The sequence below is a fragment of the Thalassobacillus sp. B23F22_16 genome (assembly GCF_043496955.1).
Classification (GTDB): Bacteria; Bacillota; Bacilli; order Bacillales; family Halobacillaceae; genus Thalassobacillus; species Thalassobacillus devorans_A.
Genome location: NZ_JBIEKD010000001.1, coordinates 195,308 through 213,714, shown reverse-complemented (window position 1 = coordinate 213,714; position 18,407 = coordinate 195,308). Strand labels below are relative to the sequence as shown.

Here is an 18,407-nt window from a genome sequence, read left to right as displayed (position 1 = left end):
ACAGGGTGGCTTCATCAAACGAATATAGGTAATTGTATACAAAGTAGGTATATTAAGCTTATTTTTTGTAATTTTAACAGACTGGGTTGAAAGTTTGTATACAAACTGTTAGCATATAACACAACATTCTGAAAATTAATCCAATTTCGAAAGCGCTTTTATCCGAAGGAAGCAAAAGACCAGCAGCTATAAAAAGACAAAGAGGTGTATGGCATGATGCAAAGTTTAGAAGGTATCAAGGTATTGGAGATGGGAAGCTTGATTGCCGGGCCGTTCGCGGGCAGGCTGATGGCTGAAAACGGGGCCGATGTCATTAAAGTGGAACCGCCGAAGAAAGGCGACCCGCTCCGTGATTGGAGACATGTGTACGAAGGGACTTCATTATGGTGGAGACTCCAGTCGAGAAATAAGAAGTCGATCACTGTTGATTTGAAAAGTGAGGAAGGGCAGGAAATCATCAAGTCCTTGATCAAGGAATGCGATATCCTGATTGAAAATTTCCGGCCGGGGACCTTGGAAAAATGGAACCTTAGCTATGAGGAAGTGTCGGCGATCAATCCCGGACTGATTATGGTGAGAGTTTCCGGATACGGTCAGACGGGGCCATATCGTGACAAGCCGGGATTTGGCAGTGTCGGGGAATCGATGGGAGGCCTTCGCCATCTGACCGGCTATCCGGATCAGGCGCCGACGCGGGTCGGTGTCAGCCTTGGGGATTCTGTTGCTGCCATGTATGCCGTAATTGGCGCCATGATGGCGATTTATCACCGGGACGTGAAAGGTGCAGGAAAAGGGCAGGTCATTGATGTGGCGTTATACGAAGCAGTATTCAGCCTGCTGGAAGGTGCGCTTCCTGAATTCGATAAGGTTGGTGCAGTCCGTGAGCGTACAGGAACTTCCTTGCCGGGCATCGCTCCTTCAAATACATACGAATGCAGCGATGGAAAGTACATTGTCATCGGTGGTAATGGCGATGCGATTTTCAAGCGACTGATGGATGTGGTTGGACGTCCGGAGCTGGGTGAAGATGAGCGTTATCAGAGTAACAGCGGACGCGCGGCTGATGCTGATTTTCTCGATGAAGTGATTGAAGCCTGGACAAAAACGGTCGATTTTGAAACCGCTTTAGCGAAACTTGATGAAGCGCGTGTGCCAGCGGGGCCTATATACAGCATCGAAGATATCGTGAAGGATCCGCATTACTTGAGCAGGGAAATGATCCAGAACTTCCAGCTGGGTGAGGGCGAAACTTTGAAAGTTCCTGGTGTAGTTCCTAAAATGAGTGAAACACCAGGGGAGACGAAGTGGCTCGGACCTGAACTTGGACAGCATACCGATGAAGTGATGAAGGACTGGCTGACGTATGATGAAGAAAAAATTGCAGCTTTGAAAGCCCAGGGCATCATTTAGAAAGGAGGAGGAAACTTGACACGGATTTATATTCAGGAAGTTGCAACAAGGGACGGTTTCCAAATGGAAGATCGTTTCGTACCGACAGATGACAAAATTGCATTGATCGATCAGTTGAGTAATTCCGGAGTAGACAAAATTGAAGTCACCTCGTTCGTTTCACCGAAGGCCATTCCAAATCTAAGGGATGCGGAGGAAGTGATGAATGGGATCAAGCGTAAGGAAGATGTCACTTACACGACTTTGATACCGAACGTCCGTGGAGCAGAGCGGGCAGCAGCGTGTCAGGCGGATGAAGTCAACCTCGTCGCTTCTGTCAGTGAAACGCATAACAGGAAAAACGTAAGGCGTACTGTCGATGAGTCGTTTGCCAGTTTTAAAGAGATTGCCGACTACTTATCCGGGACAGGAATTGATATTAATGGAACGCTTGCTACGACATTCGGCTGCCCGTTTGAAGGATCGATAGCTGAGGACCGTGTCCTGGAGCTTGCGGAAGTGTACCTTGAATTAGGAGCAGGTGGGATCACCCTTGCTGATACGACAGGGATGGCAACGCCGAATCAGGTACATGGCTTATGTGAAAAAGTGCGTGACCGCTGGCCGGATCTTCCGGTAACCCTTCATTTCCATAATACAAGAGGGATGGGGCTCGCCAATGTCATTGAAGGAATTCGCGCAGGTGTGACCCGATATGATGCTTCGCTTGGAGGTCTGGGCGGCTGTCCATTTGCTCCGGGGGCAACCGGAAATATTTGCACGGAGGACCTTGTCCATATGCTCGCCTTTATGGGCTATGACGTGAATGCGGATTTGGACAAGCTGATGGACTTATCCAAACATCTGGAAACGTTAGTAGGTCACGAAGTTCCAGGTCAGGTTATCAAAGCAGGCAAAATCACGGACTTACATGAGCAGTCAGCAGTTTCTAAGTAAGCAAAGTCTTTTTTTACTCTTTTAAATCTGAAAATTTTGAAATAAAAGGAGGCAACACACATGGGCAGCGAAAAAAGAGAACCGATCAAAAACCCGAGGATTTGGATCATATTAGGGATCTTGCTTGCGATGATTACCCCGTGGTATTTCCCGGCGAGCTTTGGTGAAATACTCGTGTTCGGAGTCCCGCTTTGGGCTGTAATCATCATTATTTCTTCATTATTATTGTCTGCTTATTTATCGTATGTGTTGAAATACCATTGGATGCTGGAAGAAGAGGAAGAAGAAGCCCAACAGAAAGGAGCGAAATAAGGTATGGAATTAGCATTTTCAGGTTGGTCCGGAATTTTGATTCTCGCCATGTATGGGTTGATCATGCTTGGTGTCGGGGTTGTCACTTTTTTGCGCAACCGCCATATCCATCAGAGTCTTGATGAGTATTACCTTGGCGGAAGAGGGCTTGGAGTCATGGTCCTGTTCTTTACTTTTTTTGCGACACAGTACAGCGGGAATACCGTTGTCGGTTATCCGCCGTCCGCTTATCGGATGGGGTATGAATACTTAGTTTCTGTACCATTTTTTATTACCATTATCATGGCATACTTATTGTTCGCTCCACGGTTATATCGACTGGGCAAAAAATATCGTCTTGTAACGCCTGCCCAGTGGTTTGAAAAGCGGTACAAGTCAAAAGCCGTCACGATTCTGGCGTCGCTATTGATGCTTTATGGCTTAGGCAATTACCTGTTGGAGCAGCTCGTTGCAATCGGACAAGGGGTGTCCGGTCTGACTGGCGGTACCATTCCTTATCAGGTAGGCGTTGTCTTCTTCGTCATCATTATGGTCATTTACGGTTGGCTTGGCGGAATGCGTTCGGTCGCCTATACCGATACGATGCAAGGGATCGCGCTGTTATTCGGTGTGTTCATGCTGTTGATCGGTTCGATCATCTATTTTGGCGGTCTGCCGACATCAGCGGATTACATGCAAGCCTACTCTCCGGAAAAATTAGGGGTTCCTGATGGTCCTGGTGTGATGAACTGGTTCAGCTTACTTGTAATGATTGGGATCGGTGCGGCTGTCTATCCACATGCGATCCAGCGGATTTTTGCAGCCAAAAGTGAGCGCACACTGAAACGCTCGTTCAGCCGAATGGCCTGGATGCCGTTTTTGACGGCTGGTGTTGTATTCATCATTGGGATTATCGGAATTAACGCGTACCCTGGATTGACAGAAGGGGAATCTGAGCAGCTGGTCGGAATGATGGCCAGTGCGGTCGCAAGTCAGAACGTTATATTCTATTGGGCAATGGTTCTTTTATTTGGCGGTGTCATTGCAGCTATTGTGTCGACGGCTGATTCCGTATTGCTCACTTTTTCTTCAATTATCTCGAATGATTTGTACGGCAGCTATATCAACCCGGATGCTTCCGAGAAGAAGAAGTTATTAGTAGGGAAATTGGTAGGACTGGCCGCTGTCGCCATATTGATTTTGGTTGCCTGGTTCCCGCCTGGCACATTGTATCAGATTTTCGTTCTGAAATTTGAACTGCTGGTGCAAATCGCACCGGGTCTGATCATCGGGTTATACTGGAATCGTCTCCATACGAAAGCAGTGTTTGCCGGTATGCTGGTCGGTACGATCATCGCTTCTTCCATGACGTTGTTCGGCCTATCCTACTTCGGGGTCGCAAATGGCCTATGGGGTCTTTTGATCAACGTAGGAATCTGTGTCGTTGGCAGTCTGGTTATGACCGTGTCGGTCGTAGAGGAAAAAGAAGCGAAGCAAGTCATTGGCATGTAAGGGCAAATAGGTTTAGTCTCTATTTATAGCAGTTTGATAGAAAAGAGATGACATACTATGGAAAAACCTGCAACAGCGCTCACACAAGCGAACAAGTTCGAGCCGTGGCGGATGCTTCTGTGGCTATTGATGGCTCAGATCATGGTCGCGTTCATCGGCCGCACCCTAGGACCGCTTGGTGTATTGATTGAAGAAGATCTTTCCTTAACAAAAGCACAAGTCGGACTGCTGCCGTCTGCCCTTTTCCTGGGGCAGGCGGTTGCCTCTATTCCGACCGGTTTCTTGGCGGACCGCTTCGGTTCCCGGCCATTACTCATGGTAATGTCGGTGACACTGGGCGTCAGCTTTTTGCTGATGACCCTTCAGCATAACTATGTCCTGGTATTGCTGTTGATTGTGATAGGCGGGATCGGCTATGGCGGGATGCATCCGACGACTAACCGGGGAATCGTCTATTGGCATGAACAAAAACAACGCGGGACCGCGATGGGCATCAAACAGATGGGGATCACGTTTGGTTCGGCGTTGGCTGCGATTTTACTTTTGCCGCTCGCCGAGACGTACGGATGGAGAATCGTTGTCTTGCTTGCCTGTATCGGGCTGATTGTGACTGGGGTGATTGCTTACTTTTTATACCGGGACCCCGAGCAGGAGAAGGATTACAAGCGGGTAAAAGCAGCGCCGGGCAGTACGTTCCAGTCGATTGCCGCCATGGCAAAAAACAAAGCATTGCTGCTGATCAGTCTATGTGCGATGGGGATCAATGGCTCGCAAATGGCGTTGAATACATATCTTGTTCTGTTTGCCTATGAACAACTGGGCATCAATCTTGTGTTAGCCGGCCTCTTGCTGGTTGTTTCCGAGGTTGGCGGCTCGTTTGGACGGATCGGCTGGGGAGTCATCAGTGACCGTGTCTTTGGTGGGGAGCGGCTGAAAGTGATGGCGATTATTGTGACGATTACACTGGTAGCCAGCGCAGTCGTGGCCTTTTTACCGTCGGGAACGCCATATGGCTTGCTCGTCCCGCTGTTTTTTGTATTCGGATTTGCGGTATCGGGTTTCAATGGCATCTGGATGAACCTGGCGTCAGAGCTGGTGCCGAAAGAGCAGGCCGGCTTATCGAGCGGCTTCAGTATTACGCTCGGTTCGATGGGGGTCATTTTTCTGCCGCCATTGTTTGGCCTCGTCGTTGACCAGACACAAGGGTACATGTTCGGCTGGCTGCTGATTTCCTTCCTGATGATTGTGGTCATGTTTTTATTAACGTTATTGAATAAGTTGAAAAAAGAGCAGGAAAGGAGTTATGGACAGTGAAATTCAATCCATCGCAACTAGAAACGAACCAAATATATAAACTACTGTCGGGGTCGGTCGTGCCTCGTCCGATCGCCTGGGTATCGACGATTTCAAACGACGGCATTCTGAACCTGGCCCCTTACAGCTTTTTTACCGTTGCTTCACGAAAACCGCCGATGCTCTGTATCTCGGTCGGTCCGGGTGTAGGGGAGCGTGTTGGAACGGTCAAAGATACGTTGACCAACATTCGTGATAACGGAGAATTCGTGATCAACATAGCGACAACACCGTTAGGCAATGAACTGCAAAAAACGGCGGAGCACGTCCCGGCTGAGATTGATGAATTTGCTGAAGCGGGACTGACTGCGGTTGCCAGTGACCTCGTGAAGCCGATGCGCGTAAAGGAAGCGCCGATTCAAATGGAGTGCCGGCTCGAGCAAATCATCCCGCTCGGCAGCGATTATCTTGTGATTGGCGAGTTGATCATGTATCACATTAAGGAAGAATTTTATCAGGAATCCTATAAAGTGGATTTGGAAACATTGCGTCCGCTCGGTCGGCTTGCGAATCAGTTCAGCGAAAACAAGGACTTTTTTACACTGCCGAAAGAGGATCTGGAATAGCCCGGCTATGCTAGGAACGAAAGTGGTTTTCTTTTATATTCCTTATGATTTTTCCAATCAAGCGGACCACCAATTTTCCTATTAAGAGGACAATTCCTGTGAAAATTACTACTGAATCCTGAGTCAAGGGTTTAAACCAGGTCACATTAGGTGGAGTGATCCATTCTTTTCCCAGCACTACCGACACCATGATAGTCACGAGATTTACGGCCATGATATAACGGAGTTTGACCTTTACAGACAACAAACCGACCACAATCACGAATAAAATTGTGCCAGGAAAAAGGAAAGGAGCTCCTCCATTTATGTATTGTGTTGTTTCGTAGTAATGAAATAAAAACGGTAGTGGCACTAAAGAAAGCAGCAGCCATATTAACTTGATTATGAACACCTTCTTTTTACTTGATATAAATTCTAAATGTTCATGGTACCACATAAAAGTGCCAAATACCCACTCCGTTATCGAAAAGACGTGCCTAAGAGGACAGGTTGTTGTTAAAAAAGCGCGAGCGTGTCCTCAATGATTGCTTATAAGGACAGGTTAGCCTTGTCCAAGCAAAAAGTTGTCCGAAAAGCAGGCATTAAGGACAGGTTAGCGCCGGTAAAGGAAAAAGTTGTCCGAATAGGGGGCAAATAAGGACAGGTTAGCCCGGGAAAAAGCAAAAGTTGTCCGAAAAGCAGACATTAAGGACAGGTTAGCGCCTATAAAGGAAAAAGCTGTCCGAAAAGAGGGCAAATAAGGACAGGTTAGCCCCTGGAAAAGCAAAAGTTGTCCTTAAAGAAGGCTTATAAGGCCAGGTTAGCTTTGGTAAAGCAAAACCTGCCCCATTGAGAGTAGCGTTACTCCGATGGGGCAGGTTTTTTATGAAGAATTAGAGGAGTATCGTCGGGTTCGTAGAAATTAATAAACTATCAATCTATTAAGGAGGTACCTGATGATTAATCAACTGGGGCAAGTGATGGTGTATGTCAATGATCAGGATAAGGCAGTCAGTTTCTGGACGGAGAAGCTAGGATTTCGTGTGATTGCGGATGAAAGTAATGGCAACATGAGGTGGATTGAAGTGGCACCAGCAGAAGGCGCGGGGACAAGTATCGTACTTCACGATAAACAATTGATTGCAAAAATGGACCCTGACATGAATCTCGACACGCCGTCTTTAATGTTTTTCTCGGATAAGCTCGATCAGTTACATAAGGACTTATCCGGTAAAAATATGACGGTCGGGGAGATTGTTGAGATGCCTTCTGGAAGAGTGTTTAATTTTGCAGACGAGGAAGAGAATTATTTTGCTGTTATGGAAAAGTGATAGGATGAAAAGCTAAGAGTCTGGCCGCCATTGGTACTAGCTACCGTGATGCTGGTCAGTCTCTTTTTTATTGAAAATAAATGGTTGCCCATACCATTCCTCCTATAATGAAGGTGGTTATCAGCGTTGCCTTGCCAATCCATAACAGCCGATGGTTATCATCCGATCGCCGATGAAGCAAAGCGATATAGTCGGCGATTATCCAAGTCGCCAGTGAAAACAAGACGATTCCTAAAACAGGAAAGGAGTCTTGTACATGAAGTTCAACAAAAGCATAGATAGCAAGTATTGCAAATGAAAAGTTTCCCAGAATGGTATAGATTAGTAACTTTTTATCCAATGGTGATCGCCTCCACCGTTCATCATAGATTAATAATTGTATGTGGTGTAACATAACAATAGTATAATTATGGAAAAAAATCCCTGCTGCGACAATGGAGGATGGGAAAAAGTTGAAACGATTTAGTGAGTGGTTCGTAGGATGTATAACAGCAGAAACGGTTGGGAGATGATCTAGGGATGTGGGACCGGCGGGAAGAAAAGAAGAAAAAGACGAGGAGAGCGCGGAAGAAGAAAGGTGATTATACGTTTTGGGATGGTTTCTTCGATCTTTTATTCTGGGTGCCTGAGCTGTTGATTTTACCTATCCGTCTGATTTTCTTTCTGTTCCGAGGGCTCGGAAAGCTGTTGAAGGATGCGTTTGATTTTATTCCGTAATAGAGAGGAGTGGGTTTGAATGGTATTTGCCGTCCCAATTGGAGTGATTTTGGCAGCTGTGTTCTTTGCTCACTTTTTGAGTACTGGAAAGTCCGTGAAACGTAAATATGTCGTGTGGGGTACGACGGTATTGTTCGTTATCGCACCCTTTTTGTCATTCCTTATTGGTATCATTTTTGCGAACATCGTAGGAGACGGGTTTGCCGGCGGAATGTTGATGGCTTTATGTTTTGTAGTTATTTTTTTGATTGGGCTGGTGGTACTGTTGGTGGGTTTGGTTAAGAAACAGGTAAGAAGCGAGTAAATATTGGAGGGACTATCGATGATGTGGATAGCTTTAGGTATCGCTGCAGCTGGATTTTTTATTGGGGAAGGGCTGAAGAATTTCAAGGAACCTGACGGGAAGAGTCTGCTGGATGCGTTTCAAGATGAGGATCGTTCTCATGAACTGATTCCTGAGAAAGATGTACATAACTTTATGGGGATATCCAAGAAGGATGCCAATGTTTTAAGACAAGAACATCCCGATATTCCACACCTTTCGATTAATGGCAATGTTTACTTTCCAAAAGAAAAGCTGCGGGAGTGGCTGTTGAACTTAGGAAAATAAAGTTGTTTTTTGAAGGAAGAGGAATTTACCGGGTGAGTGCCGTAAGTGATAGATAAAGAGATAACTGCAAGGAGGAATAAAGTTGTCATTAAAAGCAGGGGATATCATAACCTTCGAACGGACTTTTACAAAAAAAGACGTAGAACTATTTACGCAGATTTCTGGAGATGAGGGCGTGCATCACTTAACCCCGGATGAGCAGGGGAGGCTTGTCGTGCAAGGATTACTTACGGCCACCCTTCCGACGAAAATCGGTGGAGATCATAATGTCTTCGCCCGGACGATGAACTTCGAGTTTATGAGGCCGGTATTTACCGGGGACACCATCGTTTGTGAAGTGACCATTGACAACTTTGAAAAGACAGAGAACAATCGAACCGCGATTGAAGCTTCCTTTACCTGTATCAATCAAATGGATAAGGAAGTGCTGAAAGGGAATTTCGCTGGAGTTATTCTATAAAAAATCTTATGGTTTGTTTTAGGTGGGGAGGTCTAAGCCCACAAATTTAGCCTGGAGTGATTGTGTTATTCTTGTGGTATAATATGAATAAATACTACTCATGTGGTGGTGGATTCATGAAAAAACTTGAAGGTAATGAGGCAAAATTATTCAAAGAAATTATTCAGGAAGATGAAATGATCGTTGAGGTTGATGGGAAAAATTATTATTTATCGGTAATTGAAACCTCAGAAACAACAGTTAAAGAAGATGTGGAAATAGATCCTCATTTAAAGCAAAAGTTGCTACAAGCCAAAAAGGATATTATGGACGAAAATATATATTCAACTGAAGAAGTATTGGAATTGATTGATCAAGGTAAAGTTTAAATGGAAATAAAGTGGACAAAACAAGCTTTCCAGGCTTTTCAAAATATTAAAAGTAACCGTTTCACTTTGCAAGAGACTAAAGAATACAAAAAGAGATTAGTGAAAAAGATAGATAAAAAGATTCCTTTACTAGGCACAAGTATTCCAGTGCAAGACCACCATGGATGGGAAGGTAGCTATAAAGTAATTATCGATAACTTTGTAGTGTACTATTCTTTTTCACCTGACAAAAAGACATGCTATATAGAATATTTTAAGCATTTTAGACAAGAAAAATAGCTTCACATAAGAATCAAAAGAAATGGTCTGCCCTTCCTAAACGGCTGGGGCAGACCATTTTTATTATCGATCTCTTGATTGCAACAAAAATAGAAATGCAATCAGTGATGCAGGAATGTTATCTCGTTTTTTCCATTCTACTAAGTATCCGGGCATACGTTCGAAGCGATCGACCGCTTCTGTGGGAATGGCTCCCCGCTTGATGATCGCCCATCTTGCGCCGTCCTGATCAGTAATGGTGAAGTGGCCGATGACAGCATCACCCTCGGCGCTCCAGCGCCACTGGTCGTGTTCGATGTATTGCGTGATCTGCTTGCCTTTATTTTTCGTATCTTTTGTATAGGCCACGTAGTTCCCGTGCTTGTTCTGCACGTAACCCCGCCACGAGAACCCGCCTTTCTTTTCTACTCTATATAGCATGCTGCCGCTTTTATCTTTTAATAGGAAATCAGCCGAACGGACAGTATCAAAGGAAAATATGGCGGTAATCCCCGTGAGGAATTTTTGCTTGAGGCCGACTTCTTCCTGAATTTCCCCATAAAGCTCGCCATCCATAGCAAATAAACCCGCCTGATAGGATTTCATCGGCTTTTGTCCAAGGTACATCCGGGCAGGGACGCGTTCGTACGTGGCCTTTGTGTCATCGGTTTCGAAATCGGCTTCTGTCTGTTTGGCTTTTTTCCAGTCCAGATAGCCAGTCCGCAACAAACCGAGCCCGCTTATCGTGAAAATTGCGCTATAGATGAGAGAAAGGAGTATTCCGCTTGGGTTCATGGTAATAAACCCGATGATGAAAATAAGTGCAATAAAAGATAAAGCAGCGCCTGTGATCAGTTGGCGCCTGGCGTCTTGAAAAATAAGTTCTTTCACCTGAGTCATCCAATCTACCTCCTTACATAAGGTACGTTTAAAATTGGAAAAAGTTTCACTTTGAATTATAGGAGGAGGTGGATCTGATTATTCGGACAGAAAGAGGGAGAAAGCGCGAGAAGTTGTCCGAAAAGAGGTGGAATTCGGACAGAAAGAGGGAGAAAGCGCGAGAAGTTGTCCGAAAAGAGGTGGAATTCGGACAGAAAGAGGGAGAAAGCGCGTGAAGTTGTCCAAAAAGGGGTGGTATTCGGACAGGAAGAGGGAGAAAGCGCAAGAAGTTGTCCGAAAAGAGGTGGTGTTCGGACAGTTAGAGGGGGAAAGCGAAAGAAGTTGTCCGAAAAAGTGGTATTCGGACAAGAGGAAGGGTAACAACGTCTTGTTTAAATAGAATAAAAGGTTGTAAGCAATCCTGTTTTGGTTGTCCTATGATCTGTTCCTGCTTCAAGGGAAGATAGATAGGATTATGGGTAGACGTTGAGCTTTATTAATAGTCTGGAAATAGCCCCGATGGTCAGAAAACCGCCAACATACATAAGTATGGTGTAAATAAAACTCCATTCCTGCGCATAAGAAAGGGTTCCCTGGAGGAGCGCTAATCCTTCTAACGTTACCATTCCTCCGATAAACAAGCTGTATACCAAAATAGGGTGCTTCTTTTTGTAGACGAGCATATAGGTAAACCAGGCCCCGGCGATCGTGAAGATGCCCAGGTCTAAGAACAAAGAATCCAACAGCACAATCATTGGCATATGATTTACTTCCCATAACCCCATATGTATCCCTGCCTGGTTTAAAACGACAGCAATTAAAGCGGTAATGGGCGCTGTTGTGTAGAAAATTTTTGGTGCCTTTTTATATAAGTAAATTCCGGTTATCCATAGAAGGATAAAACCAACAATTAGTATAAATGCCACTGCCACCACCTCACGTTATTTTTCCTCAAATTACGATTTTTATACAGAAATATTCTCGTCCGGATAAGAACAGGATTGAATTCGAGGTAGAGTGATTTTTGGAAAAAGTATTGCGGTGATTAAAGAAGTTTGAAATGATTGAACTAACAAATATTTCAATTAATTGGAAGGCTGTTCATTTTGATAACCCACTTACTGGGATTGTGGAGGGTGGAGTAAAATGGTTTTTAAGGTGGTCCTTCTAACTTTTCTTCTTTTACAGGGCATTTATTTACTGCTTAAAGTTAAAAACAGTAAAGAAAAGAAATATTACATACCCGCCTTGATTGTATGTGTGATTACAGCCTGGTTTATTTACAAAACCCTTACGATGAATGGGTTTGCGGCTGTAAACCTAACTATTTTTTCTGCGTTTGGGCTATTTCTTTTATTTATCTTAACGAAATATCCTCCATTTTCTAATGGGAAAATTTGAATTCGGCAGGAGTTTAGTTGAATAATTACTTAAAAAGCAAATCCTTTAATAAAGGAAGGGAATTCTATGAATCAAGTAATTTCAGCCATTTACATATCAGTTTCTATTTTGCTTTTCACCTTGATAGGAATAGTGACATCTTTTCCTCAAGTCAGCTTTAGTTATTCCCATAGCATAGTCCCCTGGCTGCCATGGCTGTTGATGGGGCTGGGGGTTTTTTATTTGGTGAAAAAAGAGACCTGACAAAACAAAGCAGAGAATGACCGGAGGAGCAGGAAGGCTTTTGCTACGATGAAGTTAAGGGAGTGAGAGGCATGACTTGGGTGGAGTCTTTACATAGAGCGATTGACTACATGGAAGATCATTTACTGGAGGATATTTCTGTTTCGTCGATTGCTGAACAAGCGAATGTTTCCGTCTTTCATTTTCAACGGATATTTTCTATGCTGACCGATACCTCTGTAGGGGAATATCTGCGGAGACGACGGTTAACGTTAGCGGCAGAGGAATTGAACCGGACGGAATCGCGCATTATTGATATCGCCTATAAGTATGGCTATGAAACTCCTGAGGCTTTCTCGAAGGCTTTCCGCAGACAACATGGCGTTACTCCAAGCAAGGCAAGAACACATTCGGGAAAGCTGCAATCTTATAACCGCCTGGTCATCCAGGTGAGTCTGAAGGGAGCAGAACCGATGCAATACAAAATGGTAGAAAAAGAAGAATTTCAAGTGATTGGGGTTAAACGGGAGTTTTCCATCAATGATGAAGGTAACTTGAAAGGAATCCCAAAAATGTGGGATGAAGTTAATGCAAAAGGTACGAGTGCGGAATTGGCTTCTTTGAATAATGGTCCGATCGAAGGTGTATTGGGCGTATGTGTCGATAAAAAAGATAAATACATTGACTATTGGATTGCAGCTGCCCATGAAGGGGATATTCCGAAAGGATTTTCAAGTCTGGAATTACCGGCTTCCACGTGGGCGGTTTTCGAAGTTCATGGTGCGATGCCCGATGCTATGCCAAAAGCATGGGAGCAGATTTTTTCAGAATGGTTTCCCTCAAGCGGCTACGAGCACGCAGGTACTCCGGAGATGGAAGTATATTTGGATGGTGATCCTTTCTCTCCTGACTATTATTCTGAAATATGGATTCCGGTCAAATAGGGTAATATCGAAACTGAGTCTTCCATATAAGGGGAAGACTCAGTTTCGAGCTATGCTGCATTCCTGTTCCTTTGATGCTTGAGGTTGAGGAGGTTTTTTCACGCTAAGTGCGATAACCGTAACCAGGATGAGCACCATTCCAAGAAGTTGAATGGCGGTCAAACGATCCCCGATAAGCAGAAAGCCAAATAATGAAGCTGTTACCGGCTCAACCATAGCGACCATGGAAGCAGTAGTTGGGGCAGTCCACTGAATGCCAATTACATATAATATAAACGAAATTCCCGCCCCCAGGATCCCCAATAACAGAAACCAGCCAATGTCGTTTGATGTCACCACACTAACAGCTTCATCCATGTCCGCAATAAGCAAAAGTATGAGACAAAATGAAAAGAATGCGATGGTTAAGGTGGTCTGTGGCTTTCCGATGGAAGAAGCGTTCTTAAATCCGAATATAAATAATGCATAGGAAAGGCCGGCAGCAAGCCCGGATGCAATCCCTAGAAAACCCACAGATATCGTCTCGGTATTGTAGGCACCTGTAAGCAGGATAATACCAATAAGTACACAGAATATGCATCCCCATTTAAACCAAGTCGACCGTTCTATTCGCAATAGAAAAGAGATGACAAGCACGAACACCGGAGCTGTGTACATTAAAGTAGCAGCAACGGCCACGCTTGCTGCTTGGATAGTGAGGAAATAAAATGAGAAATTCCCAGCAACACCCACACCGGCCAATAAGGACCAAATGAATAAATGAGAAGAGGAGGGCCAATTTTCTTTAAGGCGTAGCATATAGCTGCAAGGATAACTAAGCTTACTCCTACAGACCTCATCGTTTCTATGCCTCCTAAAGAAATAGTAATGGTACAAAAGTTAATCCCTTGAGAAATCTAAAAGCGGGCTTAATAATATAGGAAATTCTAGATCCGAACCATCTTTTGTGATTTCCTAATAAAACGTGTGTTTTTTAGAAGGCATGAATAGTAATTCTTTTACTTTATCCTACATACAACTTAATCTACGTATACAATAATTATGCCTGGTAGAATATATAGAACTTTATGGTCAGATGATAATGGGGCCTGGCACTTTTTATAAAACTAGTAAACTACAAAGGGGGTACTTTTTGGTGAGCAATATAATGCTTCGAGACGTAATGGAAGAGGATCTTCCGGTTTTCTTCAAACACCAGCAGGATCGGGATGCCAATCATATGGCGGCATTTGCAAGTGAGGACCCGCGAGATTGGAACAGCTTCTTAACCCAGTGGAATAAAATTCTGGCGGATGAAGACATCATCAAGCAAATAATCACTGTTCAGAATAATGTTGCTGGAAATATTCTGTGTTTCGAACAGTTCGGCGTACCAGGAGTCAGCTACTGGATAGGCAAAGAATATTGGGGCAGGGGAATCAATTTTTGAAATCGATTCTTACGTAAATGGGGGCGATTATTCAATATAGACGATCGCTTTTTAAAAAGGCGAAAATGATGTTAATTAACTAAAGGTGGCTTTATTAAATATCTACTGAAAGGTATCTCGACATGTGAATTAACATCAAAAAAACTACAGCGATTTTACAATCGTTGTAGCTTAATAGTCAAAAAGCTATTTTCTCGTATAACTTATTATCATGATTTACATTATCGATAATTAACTTTAACTGAAGATTTTTATTTGATTTTCTGTGATTCCTTTAATTAATCTCAGTTCACTAATCAAAAATTCATGTGCGTTATCAAACATTTTTTTTTCGCTTGTGTTAAGCGCTTTCTCTTTCTTCATACGCTTTAAATCACGTACGACTTCAGCACTTTCTTGTATTTTACCTGTTTTTATTTTGTCCATGTTCACTTTAAACCTTTGTTTCCACGGCAGTAATCTTTCTGATTCTCCATGCTGAAAAATGTGTATGATGTGTTTTAATGCAATTATGTCAGTAACTGGGCGTATACTTGAACTCAATATTTTACCCGTAGGAATCATGACTTGCATATCACTGATTAACATTTTTATCACATAATACTGTTGTTTCTGCCCCGAGATTTCCTTTTCTTCTATGGCTTTAATTATACCTACTCCGTGCATTGGATAAACAATGTTATCGCCAATTTGAAACAAAAAATCCACCTCCATATATGGTAACCTAGTTAAGCTTAACACACATGTTGTTTTTTATCAAATATTTAATAATATCATAATTTAATTTTCGGAGTCAACTATTTTTTCTTTAAAAATTAGAAAAAGCAAAAAAGGGAATCGTTCCGGATCACCATAAAAAGTGGTTGATTTCCCCGCATATATTCTGAAATCTCTGCTAATGTAGATCAGTTTTCCCTTGAAAACGACTAAATCGGTCCCGTCACTTTTCACAAAGTCATCTGAAAACAAAAACATTCATTGCACAGTTCAGTTTACATCGTAATACAAGTGTAATGTGGTCACTCAACTATACAATAGTAATCGTATCTTGAATTCGAGTCTTCAAGTAATAGGGATTATAAGGGTAGTCGCTTCCTTACTTTAGTATTAGAGCAGAATTATAGAAGACTTAGTTTCGAGGTAATGAATCACACTATTTTGTGTATTTATATTGATAAGTATAGTTTCTTTTGAAATAATTTACAGTAAGTAATCAGACTAAAACTAGCAAACTACAAAGGGGGAAATTTGGTGAGCAATATAATGCTGCGAGACGTAATGGAAGATGATCTTCCGTTTTTCTTCAAACACCAACAGGATCGGGATGCCAATCATATGGCGGCATTTACAAGTGAGGACCCGCGAGATTGGAACAGCTTCTTAACACAGTGGAATAAAATTCTGGCGGATGAAGACATCATCAAGCAAACCATCACTGTTCAGAATAATGTTGCTGGAAATATTCTGTGTTTCGAACAGTTCGGCGTACCAGGAGTCAGCTACTGGATAGGTAAAGAATATTGGGGCAAAGGAATCGCTACCGATGCTTTAAGGGAATTTCTAAAACAGGTTACCATTCGTCCACTTTATGCGCGTGCTGCCAAGGACAACATTAGGTCACTCAAGGTATTGGAGAAATGTGGTTTTACAATCTCTGGGGAAGACAGTGGGTTTTCTAACGCACGAGGTCAAGATGTAGAAGAATTTGTTCTTATACTTGAATAAAGATTATTTGCACTACGAAATTGCGCTCGTTATTCTTAATCCTGCTAAATGATTTTTAGAAACTTTAGGGTTTCTGTAGGATGGAGGAACCCAACTTCGGGGTGAGTAAAATGTGCTCATTTAAGAAATTAATTGCTAAAGGTGACAGATAAGATGATAATTCTTCTATTTACAGCTGTTCATATATTGTTAGGCTTAACATTAATTTATTTCAAAGGGAATTTGCCAAAACCACTAAGTACTTTTTCTATTATCTTACTCGGTATGAGTTTCTTATATCTTGTCAAAGGATTTTTTATATGAAGCACGTACTTGCGTTCGAAAAATATTTATAGGGCGAGTGTTCAAGGATAGGAGATGATACGGTATCTCCTTTCAAGTACAGGAATATTGAACAGAGAAGTGAAGTTTATATGGGATGACGGTGAAAGGGTGAGGAGGGGTATGTTTGGGTAAAGCCTGGAATTTATTTTTAGGAATGTTTGTTATCTTTGCACTGACAGGGTGTATTGCGGAAGATTATGATGTAGGTGTTCCAACCGCACATTTATCTGCGGAATCTCACCTAGTTGCAGGGAGTCAATACATACAATTAACAGAAGCTAATATTGATTGGCGTTCCTCAAGTGGAGAAGTAGAAGAAAACATAGGTAATATCGAAGAATTTGGGTTGTCCCAAGAGAAAATAAATGTTTTTCCAAACCAGGAAGCTTCTGTAGAGTTTGAAGAGAACAAAGAAAATGGAGGAGATATTTGGACAGACCCCACGATAACAGCTGCCTTATGGAAGAATGGAGAAAAAACCGACATCAACTGGAATGAATATAGAGAATTTCAATTTCCGGCGAACAAGGGGAATTATGTTTTAGAAGTTACGTTTACCACTGGAAACAAGACTGCTCAATATGTAGGGAATATTGTTATTGAATGATAGTAAGCTGCTTCATTTCTTTATTTTAATGGCTGTTGGATATTTTATAAATTATATAACTGATGGTAAACCATAATTAGTTAAACGAAGATTATGTGCGTAAGAAAAGTGCCTGATCCCAGCTCCGTTATCAATCTAGCAAGGTGAGAGTCAGGCACCGTCCATTTTATTTTTTCTTTACGGGAATCCAAATTTCACTATATGCGTAATCCTTTTTAGTTTTATCCATTTTAGTAAAAGAAAAGGAAGGGGCATCGATAATTTCATAATCAGAAGAAGGAAGCCATTCTGAATATGTTTTTGCCATTGTTTCTTGTAACGTCGATGGAAACGGCCCCTCATTTGGAAAAATCGCCCACGTACAAGCCTCGACCGGCACTTTATCTAAATGATCACTTACATCATCCTTAGTCGTTAACACACCTATTAAGTGAGTTAGATCCCCTTCTTCTTTTAAAAAGCGAGTGTCCGCATCATAAGAAGCATTAACAACTTCATACGGCTCTATATTTTGAAGGGAATGCATTTCTTCCTTTTGTTCCTCCGTTATACTTTTTGCAAGCTTTACAATCTCGTTATTAACACCCTCAAATTGCATGGGTACACGTTTACTTACACCGACTAAATTAAACGCTGGTTTCTCTTCAATTCTATATTCCATAGCAGCTCCTCCTTTAACCGTTATAATAAAAGTAAACTTGGGAAATGTTTTGCTAATCCCTTTCTTTATTACTTCTGAGGGTAAAAATCCATTCCATTTTTTAAACGCTCTGGTGAAGCCATCCACTGACTGATAACCATATTTAAAAGCAATATCTGTGACTTTTTCTCCTCGTAATAGATCTTTATTTGCTTCAGATAGTTTCCTGTTTTTTATATATTCATTAAGTGTCAAACCTGATAGATAAAAGAATATTTTTCTAAAATGATAGTCGGAGACCCCGGCATATGCGGAAATTTCCTCAAGAGACAAGTCATCGGTTAAACGTTCTTCAATATAGTCAATTACTTGGTTTAATTCTTTTAGCAATTTACCCCTCCTTCCGTGTCTATAGGATAGCAAAGCCATTTTTCAAATACTCGAC

At 42.5% G+C, this 18,407-nt stretch carries 23 protein-coding genes; 17 read left to right on the top strand and 6 right to left on the bottom strand.

The features are described 5' to 3' along the window. Positions 1-213 precede the first annotated feature (213 nt). From ACGTNI_RS01090 to ACGTNI_RS01060, 7 genes are all read left to right on the top strand, one after another. Positions 214-1,410: a CaiB/BaiF CoA transferase family protein gene (locus ACGTNI_RS01090; RefSeq protein WP_394459297.1), complete on the top strand. Its 1,197-nt coding sequence runs from the start codon at positions 214-216 to the stop codon at positions 1,408-1,410. Positions 1,411-1,425: 15 nt separating this feature from the next. Continuing rightward, a complete protein-coding gene (locus ACGTNI_RS01085; RefSeq protein ID WP_394459295.1) occupies positions 1,426-2,346 on the top strand; it encodes a hydroxymethylglutaryl-CoA lyase in 921 nt (306 codons plus the stop codon). Positions 2,347-2,406: 60 nt separating this feature from the next. Further along, the gene (locus tag ACGTNI_RS01080; RefSeq protein ID WP_394459293.1) at positions 2,407-2,658 is read left to right on the top strand and encodes a hypothetical protein; all 252 of its coding nucleotides are present in this window, start codon (positions 2,407-2,409) and stop codon (positions 2,656-2,658) included. A gap of 3 nt (positions 2,659-2,661) precedes the next feature. After that, positions 2,662-4,149, top strand: coding sequence for a sodium:solute symporter family protein (locus ACGTNI_RS01075; RefSeq protein ID WP_394459291.1), 1,488 nt, complete (start codon positions 2,662-2,664; stop codon positions 4,147-4,149). A gap of 57 nt (positions 4,150-4,206) precedes the next feature. Then, complete coding sequence (locus ACGTNI_RS01070; protein ID WP_394459289.1) at positions 4,207-5,463, top strand: MFS transporter; 1,257 nt, start codon at positions 4,207-4,209, stop codon at positions 5,461-5,463. Further along, complete coding sequence (locus ACGTNI_RS01065) at positions 5,460-6,068, top strand: flavin reductase family protein (protein ID WP_394459287.1); 609 nt, start codon at positions 5,460-5,462, stop codon at positions 6,066-6,068. Before ACGTNI_RS01070 ends, ACGTNI_RS01065 begins: the two co-directional genes overlap by 4 nt. Positions 6,069-7,003: 935 nt before the next feature. Continuing rightward, positions 7,004-7,378, top strand: coding sequence for a VOC family protein (locus ACGTNI_RS01060; RefSeq protein WP_394459285.1), 375 nt, complete (start codon positions 7,004-7,006; stop codon positions 7,376-7,378). 67 nt (positions 7,379-7,445) lie between these two features. Here the strand turns inward: ACGTNI_RS01060 and ACGTNI_RS01055 are convergent, their stop codons facing one another. Then, entirely contained in the window at positions 7,446-7,718 is a 273-nt protein-coding gene (locus tag ACGTNI_RS01055) for a hypothetical protein (RefSeq protein ID WP_085507272.1), read from the bottom strand. 179 nt (positions 7,719-7,897) lie between these two features. Between ACGTNI_RS01055 and ACGTNI_RS01050 the strand changes: the two genes are divergently transcribed. The 6 genes from ACGTNI_RS01050 to ACGTNI_RS01025 all read left to right on the top strand — a co-directional run bounded on the left by ACGTNI_RS01050 (position 7,898) and on the right by ACGTNI_RS01025 (position 9,812). Further along, on the top strand, positions 7,898-8,095 hold the full coding sequence (locus ACGTNI_RS01050) for a hypothetical protein (RefSeq protein WP_394459283.1): 198 nt from the start codon (positions 7,898-7,900) through the stop codon (positions 8,093-8,095). 19 nt (positions 8,096-8,114) lie between these two features. Further along, positions 8,115-8,399, top strand: coding sequence for a hypothetical protein (locus ACGTNI_RS01045; protein ID WP_394459281.1), 285 nt, complete (start codon positions 8,115-8,117; stop codon positions 8,397-8,399). 18 nt (positions 8,400-8,417) lie between these two features. Next, on the top strand, positions 8,418-8,705 hold the full coding sequence (locus ACGTNI_RS01040; protein ID WP_394459279.1) for a DNA-binding protein: 288 nt from the start codon (positions 8,418-8,420) through the stop codon (positions 8,703-8,705). Positions 8,706-8,787: 82 nt separating this feature from the next. Continuing rightward, the gene (locus ACGTNI_RS01035) at positions 8,788-9,165 is read left to right on the top strand and encodes a hotdog domain-containing protein (RefSeq protein ID WP_394459277.1); all 378 of its coding nucleotides are present in this window, start codon (positions 8,788-8,790) and stop codon (positions 9,163-9,165) included. 116 nt (positions 9,166-9,281) lie between these two features. Continuing rightward, entirely contained in the window at positions 9,282-9,533 is a 252-nt protein-coding gene (locus tag ACGTNI_RS01030; protein WP_085507282.1) for a hypothetical protein, read from the top strand. Continuing rightward, positions 9,534-9,812 (top strand): type II toxin-antitoxin system RelE/ParE family toxin, encoded by a 279-nt coding sequence (locus ACGTNI_RS01025; RefSeq protein WP_085507284.1) that lies wholly within the window; start codon positions 9,534-9,536, stop codon positions 9,810-9,812. 63 nt (positions 9,813-9,875) lie between these two features. On the opposite strand, the gene ACGTNI_RS01020 is transcribed toward ACGTNI_RS01025, so the two are convergent. Next, positions 9,876-10,691 (bottom strand): hypothetical protein, encoded by an 816-nt coding sequence (locus ACGTNI_RS01020; RefSeq protein WP_394459274.1) that lies wholly within the window; start codon positions 10,689-10,691, stop codon positions 9,876-9,878. Positions 10,692-11,143: 452 nt separating this feature from the next. Beyond that, positions 11,144-11,596 carry a hypothetical protein gene (locus ACGTNI_RS01015; RefSeq protein ID WP_394459272.1) on the bottom strand — a complete coding sequence of 151 codons (453 nt, stop codon included), beginning with the start codon at positions 11,594-11,596 and terminating at the stop codon, positions 11,144-11,146. 789 nt (positions 11,597-12,385) lie between these two features. On the opposite strand from ACGTNI_RS01015, the gene ACGTNI_RS01010 reads away from it, so the two are divergent. Further along, positions 12,386-13,237, top strand: coding sequence for a GyrI-like domain-containing protein (locus tag ACGTNI_RS01010; RefSeq protein WP_394459270.1), 852 nt, complete (start codon positions 12,386-12,388; stop codon positions 13,235-13,237). A 39-nt stretch (positions 13,238-13,276) separates the two neighbouring features. Here the strand turns inward: ACGTNI_RS01010 and ACGTNI_RS01005 are convergent, their stop codons facing one another. Then, positions 13,277-14,035: a DMT family transporter gene (locus tag ACGTNI_RS01005; RefSeq protein WP_394459268.1), complete on the bottom strand. Its 759-nt coding sequence runs from the start codon at positions 14,033-14,035 to the stop codon at positions 13,277-13,279. 337 nt (positions 14,036-14,372) lie between these two features. Here ACGTNI_RS01005 and ACGTNI_RS01000 point away from each other — a divergent pair, with 337 nt between their 5' ends. Beyond that, positions 14,373-14,666 (top strand): GNAT family N-acetyltransferase, encoded by a 294-nt coding sequence (locus tag ACGTNI_RS01000; RefSeq protein ID WP_394459266.1) that lies wholly within the window; start codon positions 14,373-14,375, stop codon positions 14,664-14,666. A 237-nt stretch (positions 14,667-14,903) separates the two neighbouring features. Here the strand turns inward: ACGTNI_RS01000 and ACGTNI_RS00995 are convergent, their stop codons facing one another. Further along, positions 14,904-15,380: a CarD family transcriptional regulator gene (locus ACGTNI_RS00995; protein WP_394459264.1), complete on the bottom strand. Its 477-nt coding sequence runs from the start codon at positions 15,378-15,380 to the stop codon at positions 14,904-14,906. A 549-nt stretch (positions 15,381-15,929) separates the two neighbouring features. On the opposite strand from ACGTNI_RS00995, the gene ACGTNI_RS00990 reads away from it, so the two are divergent. Both ACGTNI_RS00990 and ACGTNI_RS00985 read left to right on the top strand, forming a co-directional pair. Continuing rightward, complete coding sequence (locus tag ACGTNI_RS00990) at positions 15,930-16,391, top strand: GNAT family N-acetyltransferase (RefSeq protein WP_176224072.1); 462 nt, start codon at positions 15,930-15,932, stop codon at positions 16,389-16,391. A gap of 448 nt (positions 16,392-16,839) precedes the next feature. Then, entirely contained in the window at positions 16,840-17,322 is a 483-nt protein-coding gene (locus ACGTNI_RS00985; RefSeq protein WP_394459263.1) for a hypothetical protein, read from the top strand. A gap of 166 nt (positions 17,323-17,488) precedes the next feature. Here the strand turns inward: ACGTNI_RS00985 and ACGTNI_RS00980 are convergent, their stop codons facing one another. After that, positions 17,489-18,352, bottom strand: a complete 864-nt coding sequence (locus ACGTNI_RS00980) for an AraC family transcriptional regulator (RefSeq protein ID WP_394459261.1) — start codon at positions 18,350-18,352, stop codon at positions 17,489-17,491. Positions 18,353-18,407: the final 55 nt, after the last annotated feature.

What these genes read in the sequence shown, in the direction of transcription:
- ACGTNI_RS01070 (WP_394459289.1), top strand. Translation starts at nt 4,207, where the DNA reads ATGGAAAAACCTGCAACAGCGCTCACACAAGCGAACAAGTTCGAGCCG.
- ACGTNI_RS01080 (WP_394459293.1), top strand. Translation starts at nt 2,407, where the DNA reads ATGGGCAGCGAAAAAAGAGAACCGATCAAAAACCCGAGGATTTGGATC.
- ACGTNI_RS01090 (WP_394459297.1), top strand. Translation starts at nt 214, where the DNA reads ATGATGCAAAGTTTAGAAGGTATCAAGGTATTGGAGATGGGAAGCTTG.
- ACGTNI_RS00990 (WP_176224072.1), top strand. Translation starts at nt 15,930, where the DNA reads ATGCTGCGAGACGTAATGGAAGATGATCTTCCGTTTTTCTTCAAACAC.
- ACGTNI_RS01050 (WP_394459283.1), top strand. Translation starts at nt 7,898, where the DNA reads ATGTGGGACCGGCGGGAAGAAAAGAAGAAAAAGACGAGGAGAGCGCGG.
- ACGTNI_RS01060 (WP_394459285.1), top strand. Translation starts at nt 7,004, where the DNA reads ATGATTAATCAACTGGGGCAAGTGATGGTGTATGTCAATGATCAGGAT.
- ACGTNI_RS01005 (WP_394459268.1), bottom strand. Translation starts at nt 14,035, where the DNA reads ATGCTACGCCTTAAAGAAAATTGGCCCTCCTCTTCTCATTTATTCATT.
- ACGTNI_RS00995 (WP_394459264.1), bottom strand. Translation starts at nt 15,380, where the DNA reads ATGGAGGTGGATTTTTTGTTTCAAATTGGCGATAACATTGTTTATCCA.
- ACGTNI_RS01045 (WP_394459281.1), top strand. Translation starts at nt 8,115, where the DNA reads ATGGTATTTGCCGTCCCAATTGGAGTGATTTTGGCAGCTGTGTTCTTT.
- ACGTNI_RS01010 (WP_394459270.1), top strand. Translation starts at nt 12,386, where the DNA reads ATGACTTGGGTGGAGTCTTTACATAGAGCGATTGACTACATGGAAGAT.
- ACGTNI_RS01040 (WP_394459279.1), top strand. Translation starts at nt 8,418, where the DNA reads ATGATGTGGATAGCTTTAGGTATCGCTGCAGCTGGATTTTTTATTGGG.
- ACGTNI_RS01030 (WP_085507282.1), top strand. Translation starts at nt 9,282, where the DNA reads ATGAAAAAACTTGAAGGTAATGAGGCAAAATTATTCAAAGAAATTATT.
- ACGTNI_RS01020 (WP_394459274.1), bottom strand. Translation starts at nt 10,691, where the DNA reads ATGACTCAGGTGAAAGAACTTATTTTTCAAGACGCCAGGCGCCAACTG.
- ACGTNI_RS01075 (WP_394459291.1), top strand. Translation starts at nt 2,662, where the DNA reads ATGGAATTAGCATTTTCAGGTTGGTCCGGAATTTTGATTCTCGCCATG.
- ACGTNI_RS01025 (WP_085507284.1), top strand. Translation starts at nt 9,534, where the DNA reads ATGGAAATAAAGTGGACAAAACAAGCTTTCCAGGCTTTTCAAAATATT.